The organism is Rhizobium hidalgonense (genome assembly GCF_005862185.2).
GTDB classification, from domain to species: domain Bacteria; phylum Pseudomonadota; class Alphaproteobacteria; order Rhizobiales; family Rhizobiaceae; genus Rhizobium; species Rhizobium hidalgonense.
This window is the reverse complement of sequence record NZ_CP054028.1, coordinates 536,092-556,919: the sequence shown is the minus strand read 5'-3', so window position 1 is coordinate 556,919 and position 20,828 is coordinate 536,092. Positions and strand designations below refer to the sequence as shown.

15 protein-coding genes are annotated in these 20,828 nt (G+C 61.7%); 7 read left to right on the top strand and 8 right to left on the bottom strand.

Annotated elements, in window-relative coordinates:
• Window positions 1–26: 26 nt before the first annotated feature.
• A complete protein-coding gene (locus FFM81_RS23905; RefSeq protein WP_138384449.1) occupies window positions 27–1,655 on the bottom strand; it encodes a thiamine pyrophosphate-dependent enzyme in 1,629 nt (542 codons plus the stop codon).
• Window positions 1,652–2,827: an amino acid aminotransferase gene (locus tag FFM81_RS23900; RefSeq protein WP_138384450.1), complete on the bottom strand. Its 1,176-nt coding sequence runs from the start codon at window positions 2,825–2,827 to the stop codon at window positions 1,652–1,654. The genes FFM81_RS23905 and FFM81_RS23900 overlap by 4 nt, the downstream gene beginning before the upstream one ends.
• A gap of 150 nt (window positions 2,828–2,977) precedes the next feature.
• Here FFM81_RS23900 and FFM81_RS23895 point away from each other — a divergent pair, with 150 nt between their 5' ends.
• Window positions 2,978–3,445 (top strand): Lrp/AsnC family transcriptional regulator, encoded by a 468-nt coding sequence (locus tag FFM81_RS23895; RefSeq protein WP_003572736.1) that lies wholly within the window; start codon window positions 2,978–2,980, stop codon window positions 3,443–3,445.
• 12 nt (window positions 3,446–3,457) lie between these two features.
• Here the strand turns inward: FFM81_RS23895 and FFM81_RS23890 are convergent, their stop codons facing one another.
• The 6 genes from FFM81_RS23890 to FFM81_RS23865 form a co-directional block, all read right to left on the bottom strand.
• A complete protein-coding gene (locus FFM81_RS23890; protein WP_003572734.1) occupies window positions 3,458–4,219 on the bottom strand; it encodes an ABC transporter ATP-binding protein in 762 nt (253 codons plus the stop codon).
• The gene (locus tag FFM81_RS23885) at window positions 4,216–5,256 is read right to left on the bottom strand and encodes a FecCD family ABC transporter permease (RefSeq protein ID WP_138384451.1); all 1,041 of its coding nucleotides are present in this window, start codon (window positions 5,254–5,256) and stop codon (window positions 4,216–4,218) included. Before FFM81_RS23885 ends, FFM81_RS23890 begins: the two co-directional genes overlap by 4 nt.
• Window positions 5,253–6,278 carry an ABC transporter substrate-binding protein gene (locus FFM81_RS23880; RefSeq protein WP_025417654.1) on the bottom strand — a complete coding sequence of 342 codons (1,026 nt, stop codon included), beginning with the start codon at window positions 6,276–6,278 and terminating at the stop codon, window positions 5,253–5,255. The genes FFM81_RS23885 and FFM81_RS23880 overlap by 4 nt, the downstream gene beginning before the upstream one ends.
• Before the next feature lie 143 nt (window positions 6,279–6,421).
• Entirely contained in the window at window positions 6,422–7,285 is an 864-nt protein-coding gene (locus FFM81_RS23875) for an alpha/beta fold hydrolase (protein ID WP_128398245.1), read from the bottom strand.
• A 2-nt stretch (window positions 7,286–7,287) separates the two neighbouring features.
• A complete protein-coding gene (locus tag FFM81_RS23870) occupies window positions 7,288–7,569 on the bottom strand; it encodes a hypothetical protein (protein WP_128398244.1) in 282 nt (93 codons plus the stop codon).
• 26 nt (window positions 7,570–7,595) lie between these two features.
• Entirely contained in the window at window positions 7,596–8,048 is a 453-nt protein-coding gene (locus tag FFM81_RS23865; RefSeq protein ID WP_003572728.1) for a hypothetical protein, read from the bottom strand.
• A gap of 225 nt (window positions 8,049–8,273) precedes the next feature.
• On the opposite strand from FFM81_RS23865, the gene FFM81_RS23860 reads away from it, so the two are divergent.
• The 6 genes from FFM81_RS23860 to malQ all read left to right on the top strand — a co-directional run bounded on the left by FFM81_RS23860 (window position 8,274) and on the right by malQ (window position 20,684).
• The gene (locus tag FFM81_RS23860) at window positions 8,274–14,570 is read left to right on the top strand and encodes a HAMP domain-containing protein (RefSeq protein ID WP_138384452.1); all 6,297 of its coding nucleotides are present in this window, start codon (window positions 8,274–8,276) and stop codon (window positions 14,568–14,570) included.
• A gap of 10 nt (window positions 14,571–14,580) precedes the next feature.
• Window positions 14,581–16,257, top strand: coding sequence for a response regulator (locus tag FFM81_RS23855; protein WP_003572726.1), 1,677 nt, complete (start codon window positions 14,581–14,583; stop codon window positions 16,255–16,257).
• A gap of 95 nt (window positions 16,258–16,352) precedes the next feature.
• Window positions 16,353–16,610, top strand: coding sequence for a type II toxin-antitoxin system ParD family antitoxin (locus tag FFM81_RS23850; protein ID WP_003572725.1), 258 nt, complete (start codon window positions 16,353–16,355; stop codon window positions 16,608–16,610).
• Window positions 16,603–16,893 (top strand): type II toxin-antitoxin system RelE/ParE family toxin, encoded by a 291-nt coding sequence (locus FFM81_RS23845; RefSeq protein WP_003572724.1) that lies wholly within the window; start codon window positions 16,603–16,605, stop codon window positions 16,891–16,893. Before FFM81_RS23850 ends, FFM81_RS23845 begins: the two co-directional genes overlap by 8 nt.
• A gap of 141 nt (window positions 16,894–17,034) precedes the next feature.
• A complete protein-coding gene (gene treZ / locus FFM81_RS23840) occupies window positions 17,035–18,795 on the top strand; it encodes a malto-oligosyltrehalose trehalohydrolase (RefSeq protein ID WP_246401382.1) in 1,761 nt (586 codons plus the stop codon).
• Window positions 18,796–18,818: 23 nt separating this feature from the next.
• Window positions 18,819–20,684 (top strand): 4-alpha-glucanotransferase, encoded by a 1,866-nt coding sequence (malQ, locus tag FFM81_RS23835; protein ID WP_173883876.1) that lies wholly within the window; start codon window positions 18,819–18,821, stop codon window positions 20,682–20,684.
• The last annotated feature ends 144 nt before the right edge of the window (window positions 20,685–20,828 follow it).

Here is a 20,828-nt window from a genome sequence, read left to right as displayed (position 1 = left end):
CGTGTAAAGGCGACAGGCCCTTGCGGTCATTCGGCGTGCGGAGCCGGATGGATAAAAGGCCAAGGGCTTGTCTCGGATCCCTTTTCCACGGGAACCTCGATGAGAACAGGCTCCTCGAGGGAAAGCGCTTTCTCGATCGTGTCTTTCAATTCACCCGGGCTTGCCACCTTGAATGCTCGAATACCAAAGCTCTTGGCAAGTGCCACAAAGTCTGGATTGGTGAGGTCCGAGCCAAGGTAGCGGCCTTGATACGCCTGCTTCTGGTCGCGCAGAACGTTGCCATAGGCCGAATTGTTGAAGACAATGGCGACGACGTTGATCTTGTGCTGAACGGCGGTGGCCAGTTCCTGAACGCCGAACATGAAACCGCCATCGCCGGAAATGGAAACAACCGCTTTGTCGGGATTAGCGACCTTCACGCCCAAGGCCGTGTTGAAGCCAAAACCCAGATTGTCCTGATAGCCGCATGTCACGTATTGGCGTGCGCCGTAGACCGGAAAGGCAAAACGGGCGGTAAAGCCCATCTGGCTGACCTCCTCGACCAAGAAGCCATCTCTTGGAAGAGCCTGGCGAATGGCATCGAGATAGGCAAGCTGCGGCTGCACTTCCGAGAAACGAGATCTGGCGTCCTTGTTGAGGTCGGCGAATTCGCCCGTGCGATCCTCGCGGCGGAAACCTGCCAATGCATCGATCAGCGCCTGCGTTCCGGCCTTGGCATCTGCGACAATGCCGACACCAGGCTTGAGGCGGACCATTTCGGTCGGATCGATGTCGATGCGGATGATCTTGAGATCCTTGGGAAGCCACTTCCAGCGCATGAACTGCAATTCGAGCCGGCTGCCGATGCCGATCAGAACGTCAGTCTTCTTCCAGTATTCATAGGCGGCGACGAAGTTCAGATAGTTCGGATGATCGTCGGGTACGATGCCCTTGCCGGAACGATGGGAGGTGACGGGCGACTGCAGCAGTTTCGCAAGAGCCGCGATATCGGCCCCGGCATCCACCGCACCGCCGCCGACCATGATCATCGGATTCTCAGCACCCGATATCAGCGCCGCTGCAGCAGTGATCTGATCGGCGTTGACGGCCGGATGAGGCGCTCTCGTGCCCAAGGGAAGATCGACTTCGGGACCGGATTGGCCAAACACATCCCATGGGGCTTCGACCGCTCCCGGACCCTGGCGGCCGGACAGCATTTTGCCGACGACCTCGGCCATGACGGGACCGGCCTCGGACGGATGATTGATCCGCTCCGCCGTCTTGGTAATGCCGCGCATCGTCGCCAGTTGATCCGGCAGTTCGTGCAACTGTCCTCTGCCTTGGCCGATAAGGTGGGACGTGATGTTGCCGGTTATGCAAAGCACCGGCGCGTTGGCGCCGTAAGCCGTGCAGAGCGCTGCGCCGGAATTGAGGACGCCAGGACCGGGGACGACGGTATAGGCGCCGATCAGGCCAGTGGATTTGGCATAGCCGTAGGCCATATATCCGGCGCCCTGTTCGTGGCGGGTATGAATGAACCGAACCTTGTCACGGGCGCCGTAGAGGGCGTCGTTGAAATCATACATGTGCGCGCCTGGGATGCCGAATACCGTATCGACCCCATGGGCGACGAGAGAACGGGTCAGCGCCTGGCCGGTCGTTTCTTTCTTGCTCATTTCAAACAACCTTCAGCGCGGAGTGCGGTGACGATGGGGCCGGCATCGGCCGGCTGCATGCCCGCGAGGTTCATACGTCCGGAATCGGCCATGTAGATGCCGTGTTTGGCGCGGAGCGCCCCGGCCGTTTCTTTGGACATGGAGAGATTGGAGAACAGACCGCGTTGCCGTCTGATAAAGGCCAGATCGGGGGCTACAGCGGCGAGCGAGGCGCGGTTGCCATTGACACGCTGGCACATCTCTTCGAGCTCGGTGCGCCACATTGCCGACATTTCGGAACTCTCGAGAATGGTCCTGACGATCGCGGCGCCATGATCGGGCGGCATGGACCAGTTCACACGGGCAAGTGCTGCCATGTTGCTTTCGGCCTTGCCGATATCGTCGACATTCCGGGTCATGGCATAGAGCGCGCCGACACGCTCGCGATAGAGACCGAAATTCTTGTCGCAGGAATAGGCGATCAACGCCTCGTCGACGGCGTCGAGGATCATGCGTGTCGGCGCGGCGTCCTGTTCGAGGCCGTCGCCAAGCCCCTGATAGGCAAGGTCGATGAACGGCACCAGTCTGTGCGCAACGAGGAGCTCGGCAATCTCTCGCCATTGCTCCATGGTGAAATCGATGCCGGTCGGATTGTGGCAGCAACCGTGGAGCAGCACGACATCGCCTTCCCCCGCGGAAGACAAAGCGTCGATGACGCTTTCGAATTTCACTTGCTGTAACGTCAGATCGACGAAGGCATATTCCTTTACGGCCAGGCCTGCCGAGCGGAAGATCGGCGCATGGTTCGGCCAGCTCGGTGTCCCCAGCAGCACCTTCGCCGATGGATTTGCCGTCTGGATGAGTTCGGCGCCGAGACGTAGCGCGCCGCTTCCACCCGGTGTCTGAATGCCGACAAGGCGGTGATCGAACTTCGGTGATTTGCCGAAAACAATCGGCTGCAGCAGCCGTACGAATTGCAGATCGCCTTCCGGGCCGAGATATTTCTTGCTGTCCTGGCTTTCGAGTAGAAACTGCTCCGCCGCCTTCACGGCACGCATCACAGGCGTTCGACCCATGGCATCGCGATAAACGCCGACGCCGAGGTCGATCTTTCCTGTGCGCTCGTCGGCCTGGAAAGCCTTGATCAGGGCAAGCAGGCTGTCGGCTGGCCGGTTATTTAGTTTCTCAAACACAAGTCCACCTCCGTTTTATTCCTATGGCTGGAGATTAACTGAACTGGCGTGGCGATTTTATGCGATTATCTGCCTAATTCGGCGAGTTGATGCAGACATTCTGCGCATTCGAATATACTATGCAGAAATTCTCCTTCTTTCGGGTGAGCCATGCTAGACCAGTTCGATATCAAATTGCTCGCCGCCCTCCAGCAAAACAGTGAGGTGACGCAAGGTGAGTTGTCGCAGAAGGTCAATCTGTCCGCGACCCAATGCGCACGCCGTTTGGAAAGACTGCGCAATGAGCAGTACATTCAGACCGTCGTGGCCATTCTCAATCCGGCAAAACTGGGTTTTGCTGTGGTGGCTCATACGCTCGTCAGCCTGCGCGCACATACAGAAGGCGGAAACGAGCGGCTTCATCGTTTCATCGAGACCGCGCCGGAAATTCTGGAATGTTATTCGCAGACGGGAGATGCCGATTTTCTAATGAAGGTCATGACGCGCGACCTCGACCATCTCAGCCAGTTTCTCGAAAGAATGATCCGGGTCACCGACAATCTGGCGTCGGTCAAATCGAGCATCGTGCTCAAGACACTGAAAAAGACGACCGCTTTGCCGCTGCAGATCGTGACGTGAGAGCGGCCGCTCTCACTTGAGATAGTGAATGTGCGGTCGCGAGTGATGAGGCGAAGCTTCGATGCGAGCCTCGACGGAAAAAACGTCTCGCAACAGGTTCTCGCTTAGCACATCCTCAGGCGCGCCCGAGGCGACGATCCTGCCCTGCTGCATGATAACAAGCTCATCGCAGAACATGGCGGCATGGTTGAGATCGTGCAGGGCGACGATGCTGGTGATCGGGAGGCCGGAGACAAGCCGCATTAGTCCGATCTGGTGCTGGATGTCGAGATGATTTGTGGGTTCGTCGAGGATCAGCTCCTGCGGCGACTGGGCGAGCGCCCTGGCGATATGGGTGCGCTGCTTTTCGCCGCCCGACAGGTTCTGCCAGCGCTCGTCGCGCTTCTCCGCCATGCCGGCACGCGCAAGCGCCGCTTCGACCGCCTCTTCGTCGGCCCTCGTCCATCCCGAGAACATCGACCGGTGCGGGAAGCGGCCGAGCTTGACGACGTCGACGACCTTGAGATTGGCGTTCGTCGTCCCATGCTGCTCGACGAAGGCGATGCGCCTTGCGATCGAGCGGCGGCTGATCGCGCCGATATCGCTCCGGTCGAGCGTGACGCGGCCGGAGTGCGGCCGCATCAGGCCGGCGAGAAGCCGCAGCAGCGAGGTCTTGCCCGAGCCGTTCGGGCCGAGCAGGCCGAGCATCCGGCCGGGCTGCGCCTCCAGGGAAACACCATCGAGAATGGTCTTCCTGCCAATTTTCCAGGTGAGGTTGTCGGCCTTGATGCTCATGACGCGCGCTGGAACCGGTAGAGGATGATCGAGAAGAAGGGGACGCCGACGAGCGCCGTGACGACGCCGATCGGCAGGATCTGGTTTGGGATGAGGGCGCGCGCGGCAATGTCGGCAAACACCATGAAAATCGCGCCTGAAATAGCGCAGGCCGGCAGCAGGCGGATATGCAGCGGCCCGACAACGAAGCGGGCGACATGCGGCACGACGAGGCCGACGAAGCCGATCGATCCGACCATGCTGACGATGGTGGCCGTCATCATTGCCGTCAGCGCGAAGAGCACCATGCGGGCGCGGCCGACGTTGACGCCGAGCGAGGAGGCCGCCTCGTCGCCGAAGGCGAAGGCGTCGAGCACGCGGGCATAAAACAGACAGGCGGCGAGGCCGAAGCCGACGACGATCGAGACCAGCGCGAATTCCGGCCAGCGCACACCGCTGAAGCTGCCGAGCAGCCAGAACATGACGTCGCGGGCCTGCTGCGCATTGGCCGAGGTCGTGACGATATAGGAGGTCGAGGCGTTGAAGAGCTGTGATGCGGCCACACCGGCAAGGATGGTGCGGTCCGCACCGCCGCGAGTGCCGTTCGACAGCAGCGCCACGAAGAAGAAGGCAGCGAAGGCGCCGGCAAAGGCGCCTGCCGAAAGGGATACAGCGCCTGCGCCGACGCCCAAGATGACGACCGCGACGGCGCCGGTAGACGCGCCGGCGGAGATGCCGAGTACATAGGGTTCGGCAAGCGGGTTGCGCAGCAGCGCCTGCATGATGGCGCCCGACAGCGCCAGTCCCGCGCCGCAGAAGGCGGCGACCAGCGCACGGCTCAGGCGATAATCCCAGATGACGGTCTCATGGATGCGGTTCAGTTCGACGGCGGTCCAGCCGAGCCGGTTGGTGACGGCCGAAAACGTAGTCGCAAGCGGGATCGGCAAATCGCCGATCCCGACGCTGACGCCGATGGCGACAGCGATGAGGCAAAGGGAAGCCAGGAGCAGTGAGGCAAACGCTCCCAGTTGCCGGAAGAGACGGCCTGCGTCGGTCACTTCAGGAGACCGAGGGCCTTCAGCTGCTCGGCAACCTGCTCGGCGCCGTAGATCGTGCGAATGGTCGGGTTCATCGCCTGGCCATCCATCACGACGAGCGCCTTGTTCTTGACGGCCGGGATCTGGTTGACGGCCGGATCGGTGTTCAGGAAGTTGATCTTGGCCTCCGGCTTATCGAGTTCCCAGCGGTTGCGGTCGAGGCTGGCGACGACGATGACATCGGGATTGGAGGCGATGATGCCTTCCCAACCGATTGTCGGCCATTCCGCTTCCGCTGCGATCGCGTTGTGGCCGCCGAGCAGGTTGGCGATGAAGCCGGAAGCACCGTTCTTGCCGCCGACATAGGCGTCGGCCGACGGGCTGGCGCTGGAGAACCAGAAGACGTAGGAAAGGTTCTGGCCGCCCTTGGCAACGCTCCCGCGAAGCTTCGCCTCACGCGCCTTGAAGTCGGCGATCAGCGCCTGGCCACGGTCGGTGACGTTAAAGATCTGCGAAAGTTCGTCGATCTCCTTGTAGAGGAGATCCATGTTCCACAACTCGCCGCGGCTGCCATACTGGTCCTTGACGTCCTTGGTGCTGAGGCAGGTGCTGGGCGAGAGATAGGTTGAAACACCGACCTTGTCGAAATCCTCGCGCTTGGCGATCTTGCTGTTCGGACCGACCAGGCTCGGCAATGCCACCGCCACGAAGTCGGGATTTTCGGCGAGCATCGATTCGAAGGTCGGCATCTCGACGGTGAGAAGCTTCACCTTGGCATTGGCTTCGGCGAGTTGCGGCAGCACCTTGCTCGGCCAGAAGGCGGTGCCGACCATCTTGTCCTGAAGGCCGAGCAGCAGCAGGATTTCCGCGCTATTCTGGCCAAGGCCGATCGCCCGCTCGGGCGCCTTTTTGAAGGTCACCTCAGCGCCGCAGTTTTCGAGGGTCAGCGGGTAGGTCGTCGAACCGGCCAATGATGGGGTTGCGGCAGTGCCGATCAGAGCGGAGAGGCCGCAGGCGGCCAGAAGCGATTTGAGGCTGGTCACGTAGAGATCCCGGTGCGTGAATGTGTTCGGCCGCGGTATAGCCATAGGACACTTCGAGAAACAAGACCAAAATTATCAACTTATCGTAAAAATTGACAGCGCTGGATATTGTTGCCGAGCCGACCCAGCCCCAAGCTCAGGTGCTATCCATTTTCGAGAAACTCCCGGATCGCCTGCGAGAGGGCCTGCGGGTTCTCCTCGGCCACGTGATGGCCGCTGTCGATGCCGAACCCGCGCACGTGCGTCGCCCAGTTTCGCCAGATGGCGACAGGATCGCCGTAGATCTGTTCCATATCGTCGCGCAGCGACCACAGGCACAGCATCGGGCAGATAAGTCTCCGGCCGGCATCGCGGTCCTCGCGGTCATGAAGGTGATCGACGCTTAGCCCGGCGCGGTAATCCTCGACCATGCCGTGGATGACAGCAGGATCGTGGATGAGGTCGACCAGCTCGTCATAGGCCTGCCTTCCCATCAGTTCAGGCGAGAGCTTGTCGTACCACGCCCGCGGATCGGCCAAGATTGCGCGTTCCGGCTTTTCCGGCTGCGCGAAGAAGAACCAGTGATACCAGTCCCTGGCAAATTTCCAGTCGGTGCGTTCGAGATGCTCGATGACGGGGATGCCGTCGGCGATGACGAGCCTTTGTACGCGGTCGGGATGATCCATTGCCATGCGGAAGGCCGTCAGGCTTCCGCGGTCGTGGCCGACCACGGCGAAGTATTCGTGCCCCAGTCGCCGCATCAGCTCGACGAGGGCTTCAGCCTTGGCGCGCTTCGAAGAATTGCTGCTGTCGGAGGCATCGGCAGGCCGGTAGGATCGGCCGAAACCGGGAAGATCGGGGCAGACGACCGCGTAACCGGACGACAGCAGATCTGCCACTTTTCCCCAGGTCATATGCGTCCTGGGATGGCCGTGGAGCAGAAGAAGGGCTGGACCCGATCCGCCGCGACGGACGCGAAGGGAACCCGGCCCGACGTCGACGTTATCGAGAGAAAAACCCTCGAACATGGTCAGCCGAGCTTTCCCACAAGCTTGGCGTAGTCTGAAAATGTCGCCTCTTCGCCTTTCCTGCCAGCCTCGCCGGCAAGCTGCAGCACACGGATCGGAAACAGGATCGCCGCCCTGTTGGCCCCGGAGAGCTCGTGATCGTCATCCTGCTCGATTGCCTTTTGAGCTTTCGAGAGCGCGGCGGCGATTTCCTCGCGCGTGAGCAGTTCCTTGTCGACGATCGCGTCGCATATCGAGGCCATCGCCATGAGAAGGCCTTTGAGCTGCAGATTAGCGGTATTCATGAGAACTCCCAGGTGAAAACAGGATTTCAGTCCGGCTCTACAGGCCGGATTGTGTCGACCGAGACAGTACCGTCGAGGATACCGCGCTTTATATCATATCTATCCCTATCGATCTCGATGACGGTGTAGAGCTTGTCGTCGCGGAAGGCGCTGGCATTGACCGTGGTGACGTCCTCGGCGGGAGCTGCATCCACTTCCATGAAGTCGAGCTCGCGCGCCGCTGCCACGATCCTGGCGTCGCCCGGCGTCCTGGCGGCCACGACGACCACGCCGTGGCCGGGGGCATTGTCCCATCTCGGGTCGTCAGGGGCCGCGATTGGTTCCAGCCGGTAGATGTTGAGAATTTCGCCGCCCGTTTCGGGCGAGGCTTCCGCAGCCGCATCCTGCATTTGCGCCTGGCTTTCGACCGACCTTCCGAAGGTGGTCGGGCTGGTCGCGTTGTTGATCTCTTCGTTGCCTGTCCTTGAGACGTTCGACATGTCGCTCTCCATTGTCAGGACGGAAACGACGGCTGGCGCGCAACTGTTCCCGGCTGCTCGAAAAACCGCAAATCGCTCCGACAGGGTTTCACGCGGGCGCTTGGGATTTATGCAGCTACCAAGTTCATTTTGCATCAGAAATGATGATAAGCTGTATGCGGGATCGCCCCATACCATTTTCTGCGCCGAGCACTAAATTACCAATCGTCGAAGAGGGGGATTTTCGTGAGCAACCAAACCAGTGAACGCGCGCGCGATAGCGTTGCGGCAGAAAGCCTCAACGGCCACGACCACAAAACCATGGCATTCGACGATGCCAGCGCGCTTTTGGAAGTCCTTGTTGCTGTCAGGCGCGGCGATTTTTCCGTGCGGATGCGGTCGGATCTGACCGGGGTTACCGGCAAGATCGCCGATGCCCTCAACGACATCATTGCCGGCAATCAACGCATGGCCCAGCAGCTCGAGCATGTCGGCCAGGTCGTCGGCCGGGATGGGCGGACGAGCACCCGGGTACGCTTCGGCCTGTCGGATGGTTCCTGGTCTGAGATGGAAGGATCGATCAACGGCCTGATCGACGATCTCTTGTGGCCGACGACAGCCGTCACTCGAACGATCACCGCGGTCGCCAAGGGAGATCTCCTGCAGACGGTGCCGCTCGATGTCGATGGCCGGGCGCTCAAAGGCGAGTTCCTGCGCTCTGCCGATATCGTCAATACGATGATCAAGCAGCTGAGCGTCTTCACCTCCGAGGTGACGCGCGTTGCCCGCGAGGTCGGCACGGACGGAAAACTCGGCGGGCAGGCGCAGGTGCCTGAAGTGACCGGCGTCTGGAAGGACTTGACCGAAAGTGTGAACTCGATGGCGTCGAACCTGACGGCGCAGGTGCGCAACATCGCTGAAGTGACGATCGCGGTCGCAAATGGCGACCTCTCCAAAAAGATCACCGTCGACGTGCGCGGCGAAATCCTGCAGCTCAAGGAAGCCATCAACACCATGGTCGACCAACTGCGCTCCTTCGCCTCGGAAGTGACGCGTGTGGCCCGCGAAGTCGGCACTGAGGGCAAGCTCGGCGGCCAGGCGTTGGTGCCGGGCGTCGCCGGTACCTGGAAGGACCTGACCGACAGCGTCAACGCCATGTGCGGCAATCTGACGGCCCAGGTTCGCAACATTGCGCAGGTGACGACGGCGGTGGCGCGCGGCGACCTGTCGCGCAAGATCACCGTCGATGTTTCGGGCGAAATCCTGGAACTGAAGGAAACCATCAACACCATGGTCGACCAGCTCAACGGCTTTGCCGGCGAGGTGACGCGCGTGGCGCGTGAAGTCGGCACCGAGGGCCGGCTCGGCGGCCAGGCGCAGGTGCCGGGTGTCGCCGGCACCTGGAAGGACCTCACCGACAACGTCAATTCGATGGCCTCCAACCTCACCGCGCAGGTGCGCAACATCGCCGAGGTTTCCACGGCCATCGCCAATGGCGACCTGTCGAAGAAGATCACCGTGACGGTGTCGGGGGAAATCCTCGAGCTGAAGGAAACCATCAATACGATGGTCGATCAGCTGAACGCCTTTGCCTCGGAAGTCACCCGCGTCGCCCGCGAAGTCGGCACAGAGGGCCGGCTCGGCGGTCAGGCCAATGTGCGCGGCGTCGCCGGCACCTGGAAGGATCTTACCGAAAACGTCAACTCGATGGGCGGCAACCTGACGGCGCAGGTCCGCAACATCGCCGAGGTTTCCACGGCCATTGCCAATGGCGACCTGTCGAAGAAGATCACCGTCGACGTGAAGGGCGAAATCCTGGAGTTGAAGGAAACCATCAATACGATGGTCGATCAGCTGAACGCCTTTGCTTCGGAAGTGACCCGCGTCGCCCGCGAAGTCGGCACGGAAGGCCGCCTCGGCGGTCAGGCCAATGTGCGCGGCGTCGCCGGCACCTGGAAGGATCTGACCGACAGCGTCAATTCCATGGCCTCCAACCTGACGGGGCAGGTGCGCAACATCGCCGAGGTCGCGACCGCCGTCGCCCAGGGAGACCTGTCGAAGAAGATCACCGTCACCGTCTCGGGCGAAATCCTCGAGCTGAAGGAAACCATCAACACGATGGTCGATCAGCTGAACGGCTTTGCCGGCGAGGTGACACGTGTTGCGCGCGAAGTCGGCACCGAAGGCCGGCTCGGCGGCCAGGCGAATGTGCTCGGCGTTGCCGGCACCTGGAAGGACCTGACGGACAGCGTCAATTCCATGGCCGGCAACCTGACGGCGCAGGTGCGCAACATCGCCGAAGTCTCCACGGCGATCGCCAATGGCGACCTGTCGAAGAAGATTACTGTGTCGGTCTCGGGCGAAATCCTCGAGCTCAAAGAAACGCTGAACACCATGGTGGACCAGCTGAACCGCTTCGCCTCGGAAGTCACGCGCGTCGCGCGCGAGGTCGGCACCGAAGGCAAGCTCGGCGGCCAGGCGCAGGTGCCGGGTGTCGCCGGCACCTGGAAGGACTTGACCGAGAACGTCAATTCCATGGCCTCCAACCTGACCGGCCAGGTTCGCAACATCGCTGAAGTCACCACCGCCGTGGCGCGCGGCGACCTGTCGCGCAAAATCACCGTCGACGTGAAGGGTGAAATTCTCGAGCTGAAAAACACCATCAATACCATGGTGGACCAGCTCAACGCCTTCGCCGGTGAAGTGACGCGTGTTGCCCGCGAGGTCGGCACCGAAGGCAAGCTTGGCGGTCAGGCGCAGGTCTCCGGCGTCGCCGGCACCTGGAAGGATTTGACCGACAGCGTCAACTCCATGGCCGGCAATCTGACGGCGCAGGTGCGCAACATCGCGGAGGTGGCGACCGCGATCGCCAATGGCGACCTGTCGCGCAAGATCACTGTCGACGTGCGCGGCGAAATCCTGCTGCTCAAGGACACCTTGAATACCATGGTCGATCAGCTTCGCTCTTTTGCCGGCGAAGTGACACGTGTCGCCCGCGAAGTCGGCACCGACGGCCGGCTCGGCGGCCAGGCCGTGGTTCCCGGCGTCGCCGGCACCTGGAAGGACCTGACCGACAACGTCAACCTGCTCGCCGCCAACCTGACGACCCAGGTTCGAAACATTGCCGAGGTGACGACGGCGGTGGCGCGAGGCGACCTGTCGCGCAAGATCACCGTCGACGTGAAGGGTGAAATCCTCGAACTGAAGAACACCATCAACACCATGGTGGACCAGCTCAACGCCTTCGCCGGTGAAGTGACGCGCGTTGCCCGCGAGGTCGGCACCGAAGGCAAGCTCGGCGGCCAGGCGCAGGTGCCGGGTGTTGCCGGCACCTGGAAGGACCTGACCGATACTGTCAACGTCATGGCCGCCAACCTGACCGAGCAGGTCCGCGGCATCGTCAAGGTGGTGACGGCGGTGGCGAACGGCGACCTCAAGCAGAACCTTACCGTCGCCTCCAAGGGCGAGGTGGCGGCGCTCGCCGAAACCATCAACAACATGACCAACACGCTGGCGACCTTCGCTGATCAGGTGACGACGGTGGCGCGCGAGGTCGGCGTCGAGGGCCGCCTCGGCGGCCAGGCGAATGTGCCCGGCACCGCCGGCACCTGGAAGGACCTGACCGGTAACGTCAATCTGCTTGCCGCCAACCTGACGACGCAGGTGCGCGCCATCGCCGAGGTGGCGACCGCCGTCACCAAGGGCGACCTGACGCGCTCGATCCAGGTCGACGCGCGCGGCGAAGTGGCCGAGCTCAAGGACAACATCAACACGATGATCGACAACCTGCGGCTGACCACCGAGCGCAACACCGAACAGGACTGGCTGAAGACCAACCTGGCCCGCTTCACCAATATGCTGCAGGGCCAGCGCGACCTGACGCTGGTCGGCAAGATGATGCTCTCTGAGCTGGCGCCGCTCGTTGGCGCGCATCAGGGGGTGATCTACCAGGTCGACGCCGATGAGGAGCAGCCGTTCCTGTCGCTGTTGTCGGTCTATGCGCAAGGGGTCGAGGCGGCACATCCGCTGCGGCTCGATTTCGGCCAGGGACTTGTCGGCCAGTGCGCCAGCGACGCCCGCCGCATCCTCGTCACCGACCTTCCCGACAATGTCATTCCGATTAGTTCGGGCGTGTTCACGACGCTGCCGCGAAGCGCGATCGTGCTGCCGGTGCATTTCGAGGGGCAGGTGAAAGCGGTGATCGAGCTTGCTTCCGCCGGCGAATTCACCGAGCTGCAGCTGTCCTTCCTCGACCAGCTGACGACGTCGATCGGTATCGTCCTCAATTCGATCGAAGCGACCATGCAGACCGAAGGTCTGCTCAAGCAGTCGCAGAAACTCGCCGCCGAGCTGCAGACGCAGCAGCGCGAGCTGCAGCAGACCAACGAGCAGCTCGGGCAGAAGGCGCAGCAGCTCGAAGAACGCAACGTCGAGGTCGAGGCGAAGAACCAGGAGATCGAGCAGGCCCGGCGCGCCCTGGAGGAAAAGGCCACCGAATTGGCGCTGACATCGAAGTACAAATCCGAATTCCTCGCCAACATGTCGCACGAGTTGCGTACGCCTTTGAATTCGATCCTCATCCTCGGCCAGCAGCTCGGCGAAAATCCCGACGGCAACCTGTCGGGCAAACAGGTCGAGTTTGCCAAGACGATCCATGGCGCGGGAACCGACCTCCTGAACCTGATCAGCGATATCCTCGATCTGTCGAAGATCGAATCCGGAACGGTTTCAGTCGATGCCGAGGAGATCTTCGTCAGCAACCTGCTCGAGGTGATGGCCCGGCCCTTCCGGCACGAGGCCGAAAACCGGAACCTGTCGTTCGCGGTCGAGATCGGCGATGTCGCGAAGAGCATCATCACGGATTCCAAACGATTGCAGCAGATTCTCAAGAACCTGCTGTCGAACGCCTTCAAATTCACCGCGCAGGGCGGCGTGACGCTTCGCGTCGCCTTGGCAACGAGCGGCTGGTCGCCGGATCATCCGTCGCTGAAACATGCGCCTTCGGTGCTCGCCTTCGAAGTCGTCGACACCGGCATCGGTATCCCGCCTGAGAAACAACGCATCATTTTCGAGGCGTTTCAGCAGGCGGATGCCTCGACGAGCCGCAAGTATGGCGGCACCGGCCTAGGTCTCGCGATCAGCCGCGAACTGGCAAATCTCCTGGGCGGTGAGATCCAGCTGCGCAGCACGCCGGGGGTCGGCAGCACCTTCGTCCTTTATCTGCCGCTCACCTATGTCGGTGCCGGCGCGATTTCGCCGAAACCCGTTCCCTCGGCAAATGTCGTGGAATTCGCCGAGGCGGCGGCAAGCCGCCGGGCCGAAAAGACCATCGAACATGTGGAAGACGATCGCCACCAGATCGCGGCCGGCGACTCGGTGCTGCTTATCGTCGAGGACGATGCGCACTACGCCCGTGTCCTTGTCGATCTTGCCCGCGATAACGGATTCAAGGTACTGGTGGCGATGCGCGGCAGCGATGCGCTTGTTCTCGCGCAGGACTACCGGCCGGCTGCGATCTCGCTCGACATCTTCCTGCCCGATATGCTCGGCTGGACGGTGCTCAGCCAGCTCAAGCAGAACCCGCAGACGCGGCATATCCCGGTGCAAATCATCAGCCTCGACGAGGATCGCCAGCACGGGCTGACTCGCGGCGCCTTCGCGTTCATGAGCAAGCCGACGACACCTGAGGGCCTAGGCAAGGCGCTGTCGCGCTTGAAGGCCTATGCGCAACCGCGCCGCAAGCATCTGCTGCTCGTCGAAGACAACGAGGCCGAGCGGTTGAGCGTCACAGCGCTTCTCGGACATGACGACATCGACATCACAAGCGTTGGCTCCGGATCGGAAGCGCTGGCCGCCCTCAGGCAGGATCCGCCCGATTGCGTGGTGCTCGACCTTTCGCTGCCTGACATGTCCGGCTTCGAAGTCCTGGAGAGAATACGCGACGACGCCGACATCGGCGAAGTACCGGTTGTGGTGTTCACCGGCCGGGAGCTTTCTCCCGAGGAAGATGCGACGCTGCACAGCATGGCCCGAAGCGTCGTCGTCAAGGGCGTCGAGTCTCCGGAGCGTCTGCTCGATGAGACGGCTCTGTTCCTGCACCGGGTCGTCGCCGACCTGCCGGCGGCAAAACAGGCAACGCTGCAGGAATTGCACAGTTCGGACGAGGATCTCGTCGGCGAGACCGTGCTGCTCGTCGACGACGATGCCCGCAACATCTTTGCGCTCAGCAGCGTGCTGGAGCGCCGGGGAATGAGGGTTCTGACGGCGACGACCGGCAGCGAAGCCATCGACGTCATCAACAACGAACCTTCTGTGGCGATCGTGCTGATGGACATCATGATGCCCGGAATGGACGGCTATGAGACGATGCAGGTCATCCGTTCGGAGCCGAGGTTCCGGCGGCTGCCGATCCTGGCGCTGACGGCCAAGGCCATGAAGGGTGACCGCGAGAAATGCCTGGAAGCCGGCGCATCCGATTACCTGGCGAAGCCGGTCAATACCGAACAGCTTCTGTCGGCGCTTCGCATGTGGCTGCATCGCTGAGGACCCGGCCATGAACCCCGTCAACATCCTTCTCGTCGACGATCAGCCTGCGAAACTCCTGAGCTATGAGGTCATTCTCGAGGAGCTAGAGGAAAACCTTATCAAGGCGCAGTCCGCTCGCGAAGCTTTCGAGCATCTGTTGCGCACCGAAATCGCGGTGATCCTCGTCGATGTCTGCATGCCGGAACAGGACGGTTTCGAGCTCGTCGGCATGATCCGGCAACACCCGCGTTATCAGAACACGCCGATCATCTTCGTTTCCGCGGTGATGCTGGCCGAACCCGACCGGCTGCGCGGCTATGCGGTCGGCGCCGTCGACTATGTCTCCGTGCCGATCGTACCAGAGGTGCTGAGGGCCAAGGTCAGGGTCTTTGCCGATCTCTACAGGAAGACGCGGGAGCTCGAACGCCTGAACGCCGATCTGGAGGCTCGCGTTCACCAGCGAACCGCCGAACTCGAGGCCTCGGCCGCCCAGTTGCGTCAGCTCAACGAGGAGCTCGAGCAGCGGATCGATCAAAGGACGCGCGAGCGCGAAGAGGCGCTCGCGCAGCTGTTCGAGGCGCAGAAGCTCGACACGATCGGCCATCTGACTGGCGGCGTGGCTCACGATTTCAATAATCTTCTGATGGCCGTGCTCGGCAGTCTCAACCTTTTGAAGAAGCGGCTCCCGGTGGATGAACGCAGCGAACGTCTGCTGACCAATGCGATCCAGGCGGCCGAGCGCGGCACGGCGCTGACCCAGCGCCTGCTTGCCTTCGCCCGCCGCCAGGAGCTCAAGCCGCAGGCGGTCGATTTCCTCCGACTGTTCGAAAACGTCGAGGATCTTCTCGCCAAGGCGGTGGGGCCGCGTATCGAAATCCGCAAGCGCATTCCGGCCGATCTGGCGCCGCTTCTGGTGGATAGCAACCAGCTGGAACTGGCGCTGCTCAACCTGTTCGTCAATGCCCGCGACGCGCTGGAAAGCGGCGGCGCCGTGACGGTTGCGGCCACTCACGCCGATGAGCCCCGCCCGGCCGGTCTGGTGGGCGGCAATTACATCAGAATATCGGTGTCGGACGATGGAGAAGGCATGGACGAGGCAACGGTCTCACGTGCCGCCGAGCCGTTTTTTACCACCAAAGGGGTCGGCAAGGGCACCGGCCTCGGCCTTTCGATGGTTCATGGCCTGGCGGCGCAATCGGGCGGCTCGATCCAGATATCGAGCGCGAGGGGCAAGGGCACGACAGTATCCCTGTGGCTGCCCGTCGCTGAGACCTTCGTCAGGACGCAGCCCGTCGTCGAGGCCGCGGCGACGGAGCCTCCGAAACCGGTGTCGAGATCGCTCGCCATCCTCGTCGTCGACGACGATGCTCTTGTCCGGACGGGAACCGTGGCGATGCTGGAGGATCTCGGACACTTGCCGCGCGAGGCCTCTTCCGCCTCGCAGGCCTTGGAATTCCTGGCCGACGGACGGGATTGCGATCTCGTCATCACCGATCATGCCATGCCCGGCATGACGGGCGCCGAGCTCGCGCGCCATCTTCGTTCGGCCTTCCCAGGCCTGCCCATCATCCTTGCCTCTGGCTATGCCGAGTTTTCCGAAGACCACGGCCTCGGCCGCATGCTCAGGATGACGAAGCCTTTCACCCAGGAGCAGCTTCAGGCGGCCATGGATAAGGCACTCTCAGGCAAAGTCGCGGCGGCGTGACGGTTGAAACGTCTTGCAATCATGGGTCGGCGGACAGTTGTAGTTGTCGCTTTTATCAAAAACTGATAATATCGCCTCAACGAAAAGGTATCGCTATGCCCTCCAGCTACAATATTGGCCCTCGCTATGAAGGGCTTGTCCGTGAGCTTGTCGAAAGCGGACGCTATGCCAGCGCCAGCGAGGTCGTGCGCGATAGCCTGCGGCTGTTGGAGCAGCGTGAGGAAATGCGCGCGCTTGAGCTGGAAATGCTCAAGCGGGAGTATGCTGAGGGTAAAGCCAGCGGCGAACCCGAAGAGGTTGATCCCGCGCGCTTCCTGCAAGAGTTGAAAGCAGAACGCGCAGCCCGTGGCTAAATATAAGTTATCTCCACGTGCGCAGCGTCAGATGGGAGATATCTGGCGCAATATCGCCGTTCACAACGAACCGGCAGCGGACAGACTCCTGCAAAAGCTTTTCGATAAGTTCGAGCTGGTTGCCACCCATCCCGAAATGGGGCCTGCTCGACCGGATATTAGCCCTGCTGCCCGTTTGGTCATCGAGGGGCGCTACATCGCCATCTATGAGCCCACGATTTATGGCGCTGAAATTGTCGTGATTGTCCACGGGATGCGCGAGCCATCGACCTGGTTCGACTGAGGCGGCCTCTTCTGAGCCAGTGAATATGTTATCCGTGACGGCGGCCGCTTGCGCATGCTCCACGTGCGAACGAAACTTTTTGCGCCCGCAAAAGTTACCCAAATCCATCCTCACTTCACCGAAGGTTTTCCGTTGACCAATATGACGTTCGGCCCGGCATTCACTGAAGACGGTATTTTGTTTCGGCTCTGGGCTCCTCTGCATGAAAGCGTGTCGTTGAAAATCGAAGGTGCCGATCCGCAGCCGATGCAGCTGGGGGAGGGTGGCTGGCATCGGTGCATGATTCCTATTGCCCGTCCCGGCACGCGCTATCGCTTCCTCCTGCCGGACGGCCTTGAAATTCCCGATCCCGCCTCGCGGTTCCAGCCGCGGGATGTGCATGGTCCGAGCGAAGTGGTCGATCTTTCCTCCTATGGCTGGAAGACGAGCGACTGGACCGGCCGGCCCTGGGAGGAGATGGTCGTCTACGAGATGCATATCGGCTGCTTCACATCGGAGGGCAGTTTCACGGCGGCGATCGAGCGGCTCGATCATCTGCAGACGCTGGGTATTACGGCGTTGCAGATCATGCCGGTCAGTGAATTCCCTGGCCGTTACAGCTGGGGTTATGACGGCGTTCTGCCCTATGCTCCTGACAGCAGCTATGGCAGGCCGGAGGATTTCATGGCGCTGGTGGATGCAGCGCATCAGCGCGGCATCTCGGTGTTCCTCGATGTGGTCTACAACCACTTCGGGCCCGACGGAAATTATATCCCCTCCTATGCGCCGCTCTTTACCGATCACCACAAGACGCCCTGGGGCCACGGCATCAACTATGACGGCGACGGATCGCAGATGATCCGCGAATTCATCATTGAGAATGCCATCTACTGGATCACCGAATTCAGGCTAGACGGCTTCCGCTTCGATGCCGTTCACGCGATCAAGGACGATAGCGACGAGCATCTGCTTCACGAGCTTGCGCGCCGCGTCAGGGCTGCGGCCGGCGACCGGTTTGTTCATCTGATTGTCGAAAACGAGGAAAATGACAGCGATCTGCTGAAGCGTGACGAAGAAGGCGAAGCGAAGCTATTCACCGCCCAATGGAACGACGACCTCCACCATGTGCTGCATATCACCGCCACCAGTGAAACCTTCGGCTATTATGCCGATTATGCCGGCGACGCCGGCAAACTCGGCCGGGCGCTGGCGGAAGGTTTCGTATTCCAGGGTGAACATATGCCTTATCGGGGGGCAAGCCGTGGCAGGCCGAGCGGCCACCTGCCGCCGACCGCTTTCATCTCCTTCATCCAGAACCATGATCAGATCGGCAACCGGGCGCTGGGTGACCGGGTTCTGGCGTCGAGCCCGGCCGATGCCGGCAAGGCCGTCACATCAATCTACCTGCTCGCGCCTCAGATACCGATGCTGTTCATGGGCGAGGAGTGGGGCGCCAGAGAGCCTTTTCCCTTTTTCTGCGATTTCGACGAAGATCTGAACGAGAAGGTCAGGAAAGGCCGTCGCGAGGAGCTTTCTCGTCTGCCGGGTTTCGACGCCGACGACCTCCTCGACCCGACGGCGCCATCGACCTTTGCTGCGGCCAAACTGGATTGGTCGAAACGCACTTCCTCTGATTTGCTTGACTATTACAGGACACTTCTCGACCTCCGGCACCGGCGGATCGTGCCTTTGCTGAAGGGGGCCGCCGCCGGAGGCGCGGTCTACCGCGCGGCGGGAAATACGATCGCGGTGGATTGGACCCTTGCGGAGGGCCGACGTCTTCATTTGCGCGCCAACCTTGGCAACGAAGCGGCGGCGGCGCTCCCCTCGCAGCAGGGCGCCGAGACCATATTCCGGCTCGGTGGGAACGATGGCGGGGCTCTGGCGCCCTGGACGGTGATCTGGAGCATCAGCGAGGCGTGACGGACGGAGGAAAGGGTCGAATGATGAAATCGGCTGAACTCGACAAGCTCGCCCGCCTCCACGGCATCAGCCCGACAAGGCCTAGCCCCGAGAACCGGGAGGTGGCGGTTTCCGCCGCGACCAAGCGCAAAATACTCTCGGCGCTCAATATCGAGTTGACGGCGACGGCGGATCCGCTGACTGGCTCGCAGGGGCGGCAAGGCAAGCCGGGCGGCCGGAAGATCCCGGTATCATTTCTGCCGGACTTCCTTTCCGGCACAAAAGTCTGGGGCGTGAGCCTGCAGCTTTACGAGCTCCGGTCGGCACGCAACTGGGGCATAGGAGACTTCAAGGATCTGGCTGATATGGCCGATCTGGCGGGATCGCTGGGGGCGGATTTCATCGGCCTCAACCCGCTGCACGCACCGTTCCTCGCCGATCCCAACCGTTGCAGCCCCTATGAACCCTCAAGCCGCCAGCATCTCAACCCGCTCTATATCGCGGTCGACGAGGTGCCGGGTTTTGCCGGCTGTCCCGAACTCGAAGGGGAATTGGAGCGCCTTCGCCAATCGGATCTCGTCGACTACATCGGCGTCGCGCGAACCAAGCTCGCCGCCCTGCGCGATCTCTGGCCGGCGTGGCGACAAGGCCACGCTGGTGACGAGGACTATAACCCGGCCGATTTCGACGCCTTTGTCGCGCAAGGAGGCGACAGCCTGCGGCTACATGCGCTCTTCGAATGCCTCTCCGCTTCCATGGTCGAGCACGGGGCGGGCGCCGGTTGGCAACGGTGGCCAGCCGAGTTCCGGCGCTTCGACAGTGCCGCTGTCGGCGAATTCGAACGCGAGCACGCAGATGGCGTTCGCTTCCATATGTGGCTGCAATGGCTTGCCCATTGCCAGCTGATGCAGGCGGCGGATCGGGCGCGCAAGGCCTGCCTCAGGATAGGGCTTTATCTCGATCTTGCCGTCGGAGAGGCGGTCGACGGTTCGGCAACGTGGAGCGGGCCTGACATCTACGTCTCCAAGGCCACGATCGGCAGCCCTCCCGATCCATTCGCCATAGAGGGGCAGGACTGGCACCTTGCCGGATACCTGCCTTCCAAAATTGCCGGAGGCGGGATGTCGCCTTACCGGCGCATGGTGAGTACCGCCATGCGCTATGCGGGCGCCATTCGCATCGACCACGCCCCGGCGGTTCGCCGCCTCTTCCTGGTGCCATTAGGGGACAGGCCGGACAGCGGCGCCTATGTCCGCTATCCCGAGGACCGGCTGCTGCAGATCCTTGCGGAGGCTTCGGCCGAACATCGATGCCTGGTCATCGGAGAATCCCTGGGAATGATTCCAAAAGGACTGCAGGAGGATTTGGCGGCTGCCGGAATTCTCTCCTATCGGATCCTTTCCTACGAACAGGACGAGAATGGCTTCCAGCCGGCCGATGCCTATCCCGTCCTCGCGCTCGCCTGCATTTCGACGCATGACCACCAGACGCTTGCCGGCTGGTGGCGTGGCGCCGACATTCAGGATCGCTGTGAACACGGTATCGTACCGCCCGATCTCACCGAAGAACATTTCAAACACCGCAAGCGCGAGCGGAGGCACCTGAAAGCGGCATTCAAGGCCGCCGGCCTCGACGTGCCGCCCCAGCTTATGGCGGCGCGGGCAAGCCAAGAGACGCTGCAGGATCTGACCGTCAGCGCCTACCGTTTCATTGCTCGGACCCCATCGCTCCTGACCGCCGTGCGGCTTGCCGATCTCACCGACGAGAAAAGACCGACCAATATTCCAGGCACCAGCCATAGCTATCCGAACTGGAAGCCGAAGCTCTCGGTTCTGCTGGAGGATCTGCTGTCGGTCCCGCTGCTCAAGCGCGTGACGGCGGCAATGCGGGAGGAGAGGCCGCGTGGATGATCGATATCGAAGCAGCCACCAGCTTCCGTCGTACGAACGGAAATCGAGCGGGGAAGGAACGAATACGCAGCCGGCGAATTTTCTACAAATAAGGACAGCGAATGTTGAGATGAGGCCATCCGCTGTCACCGCTTTAAATGCGGC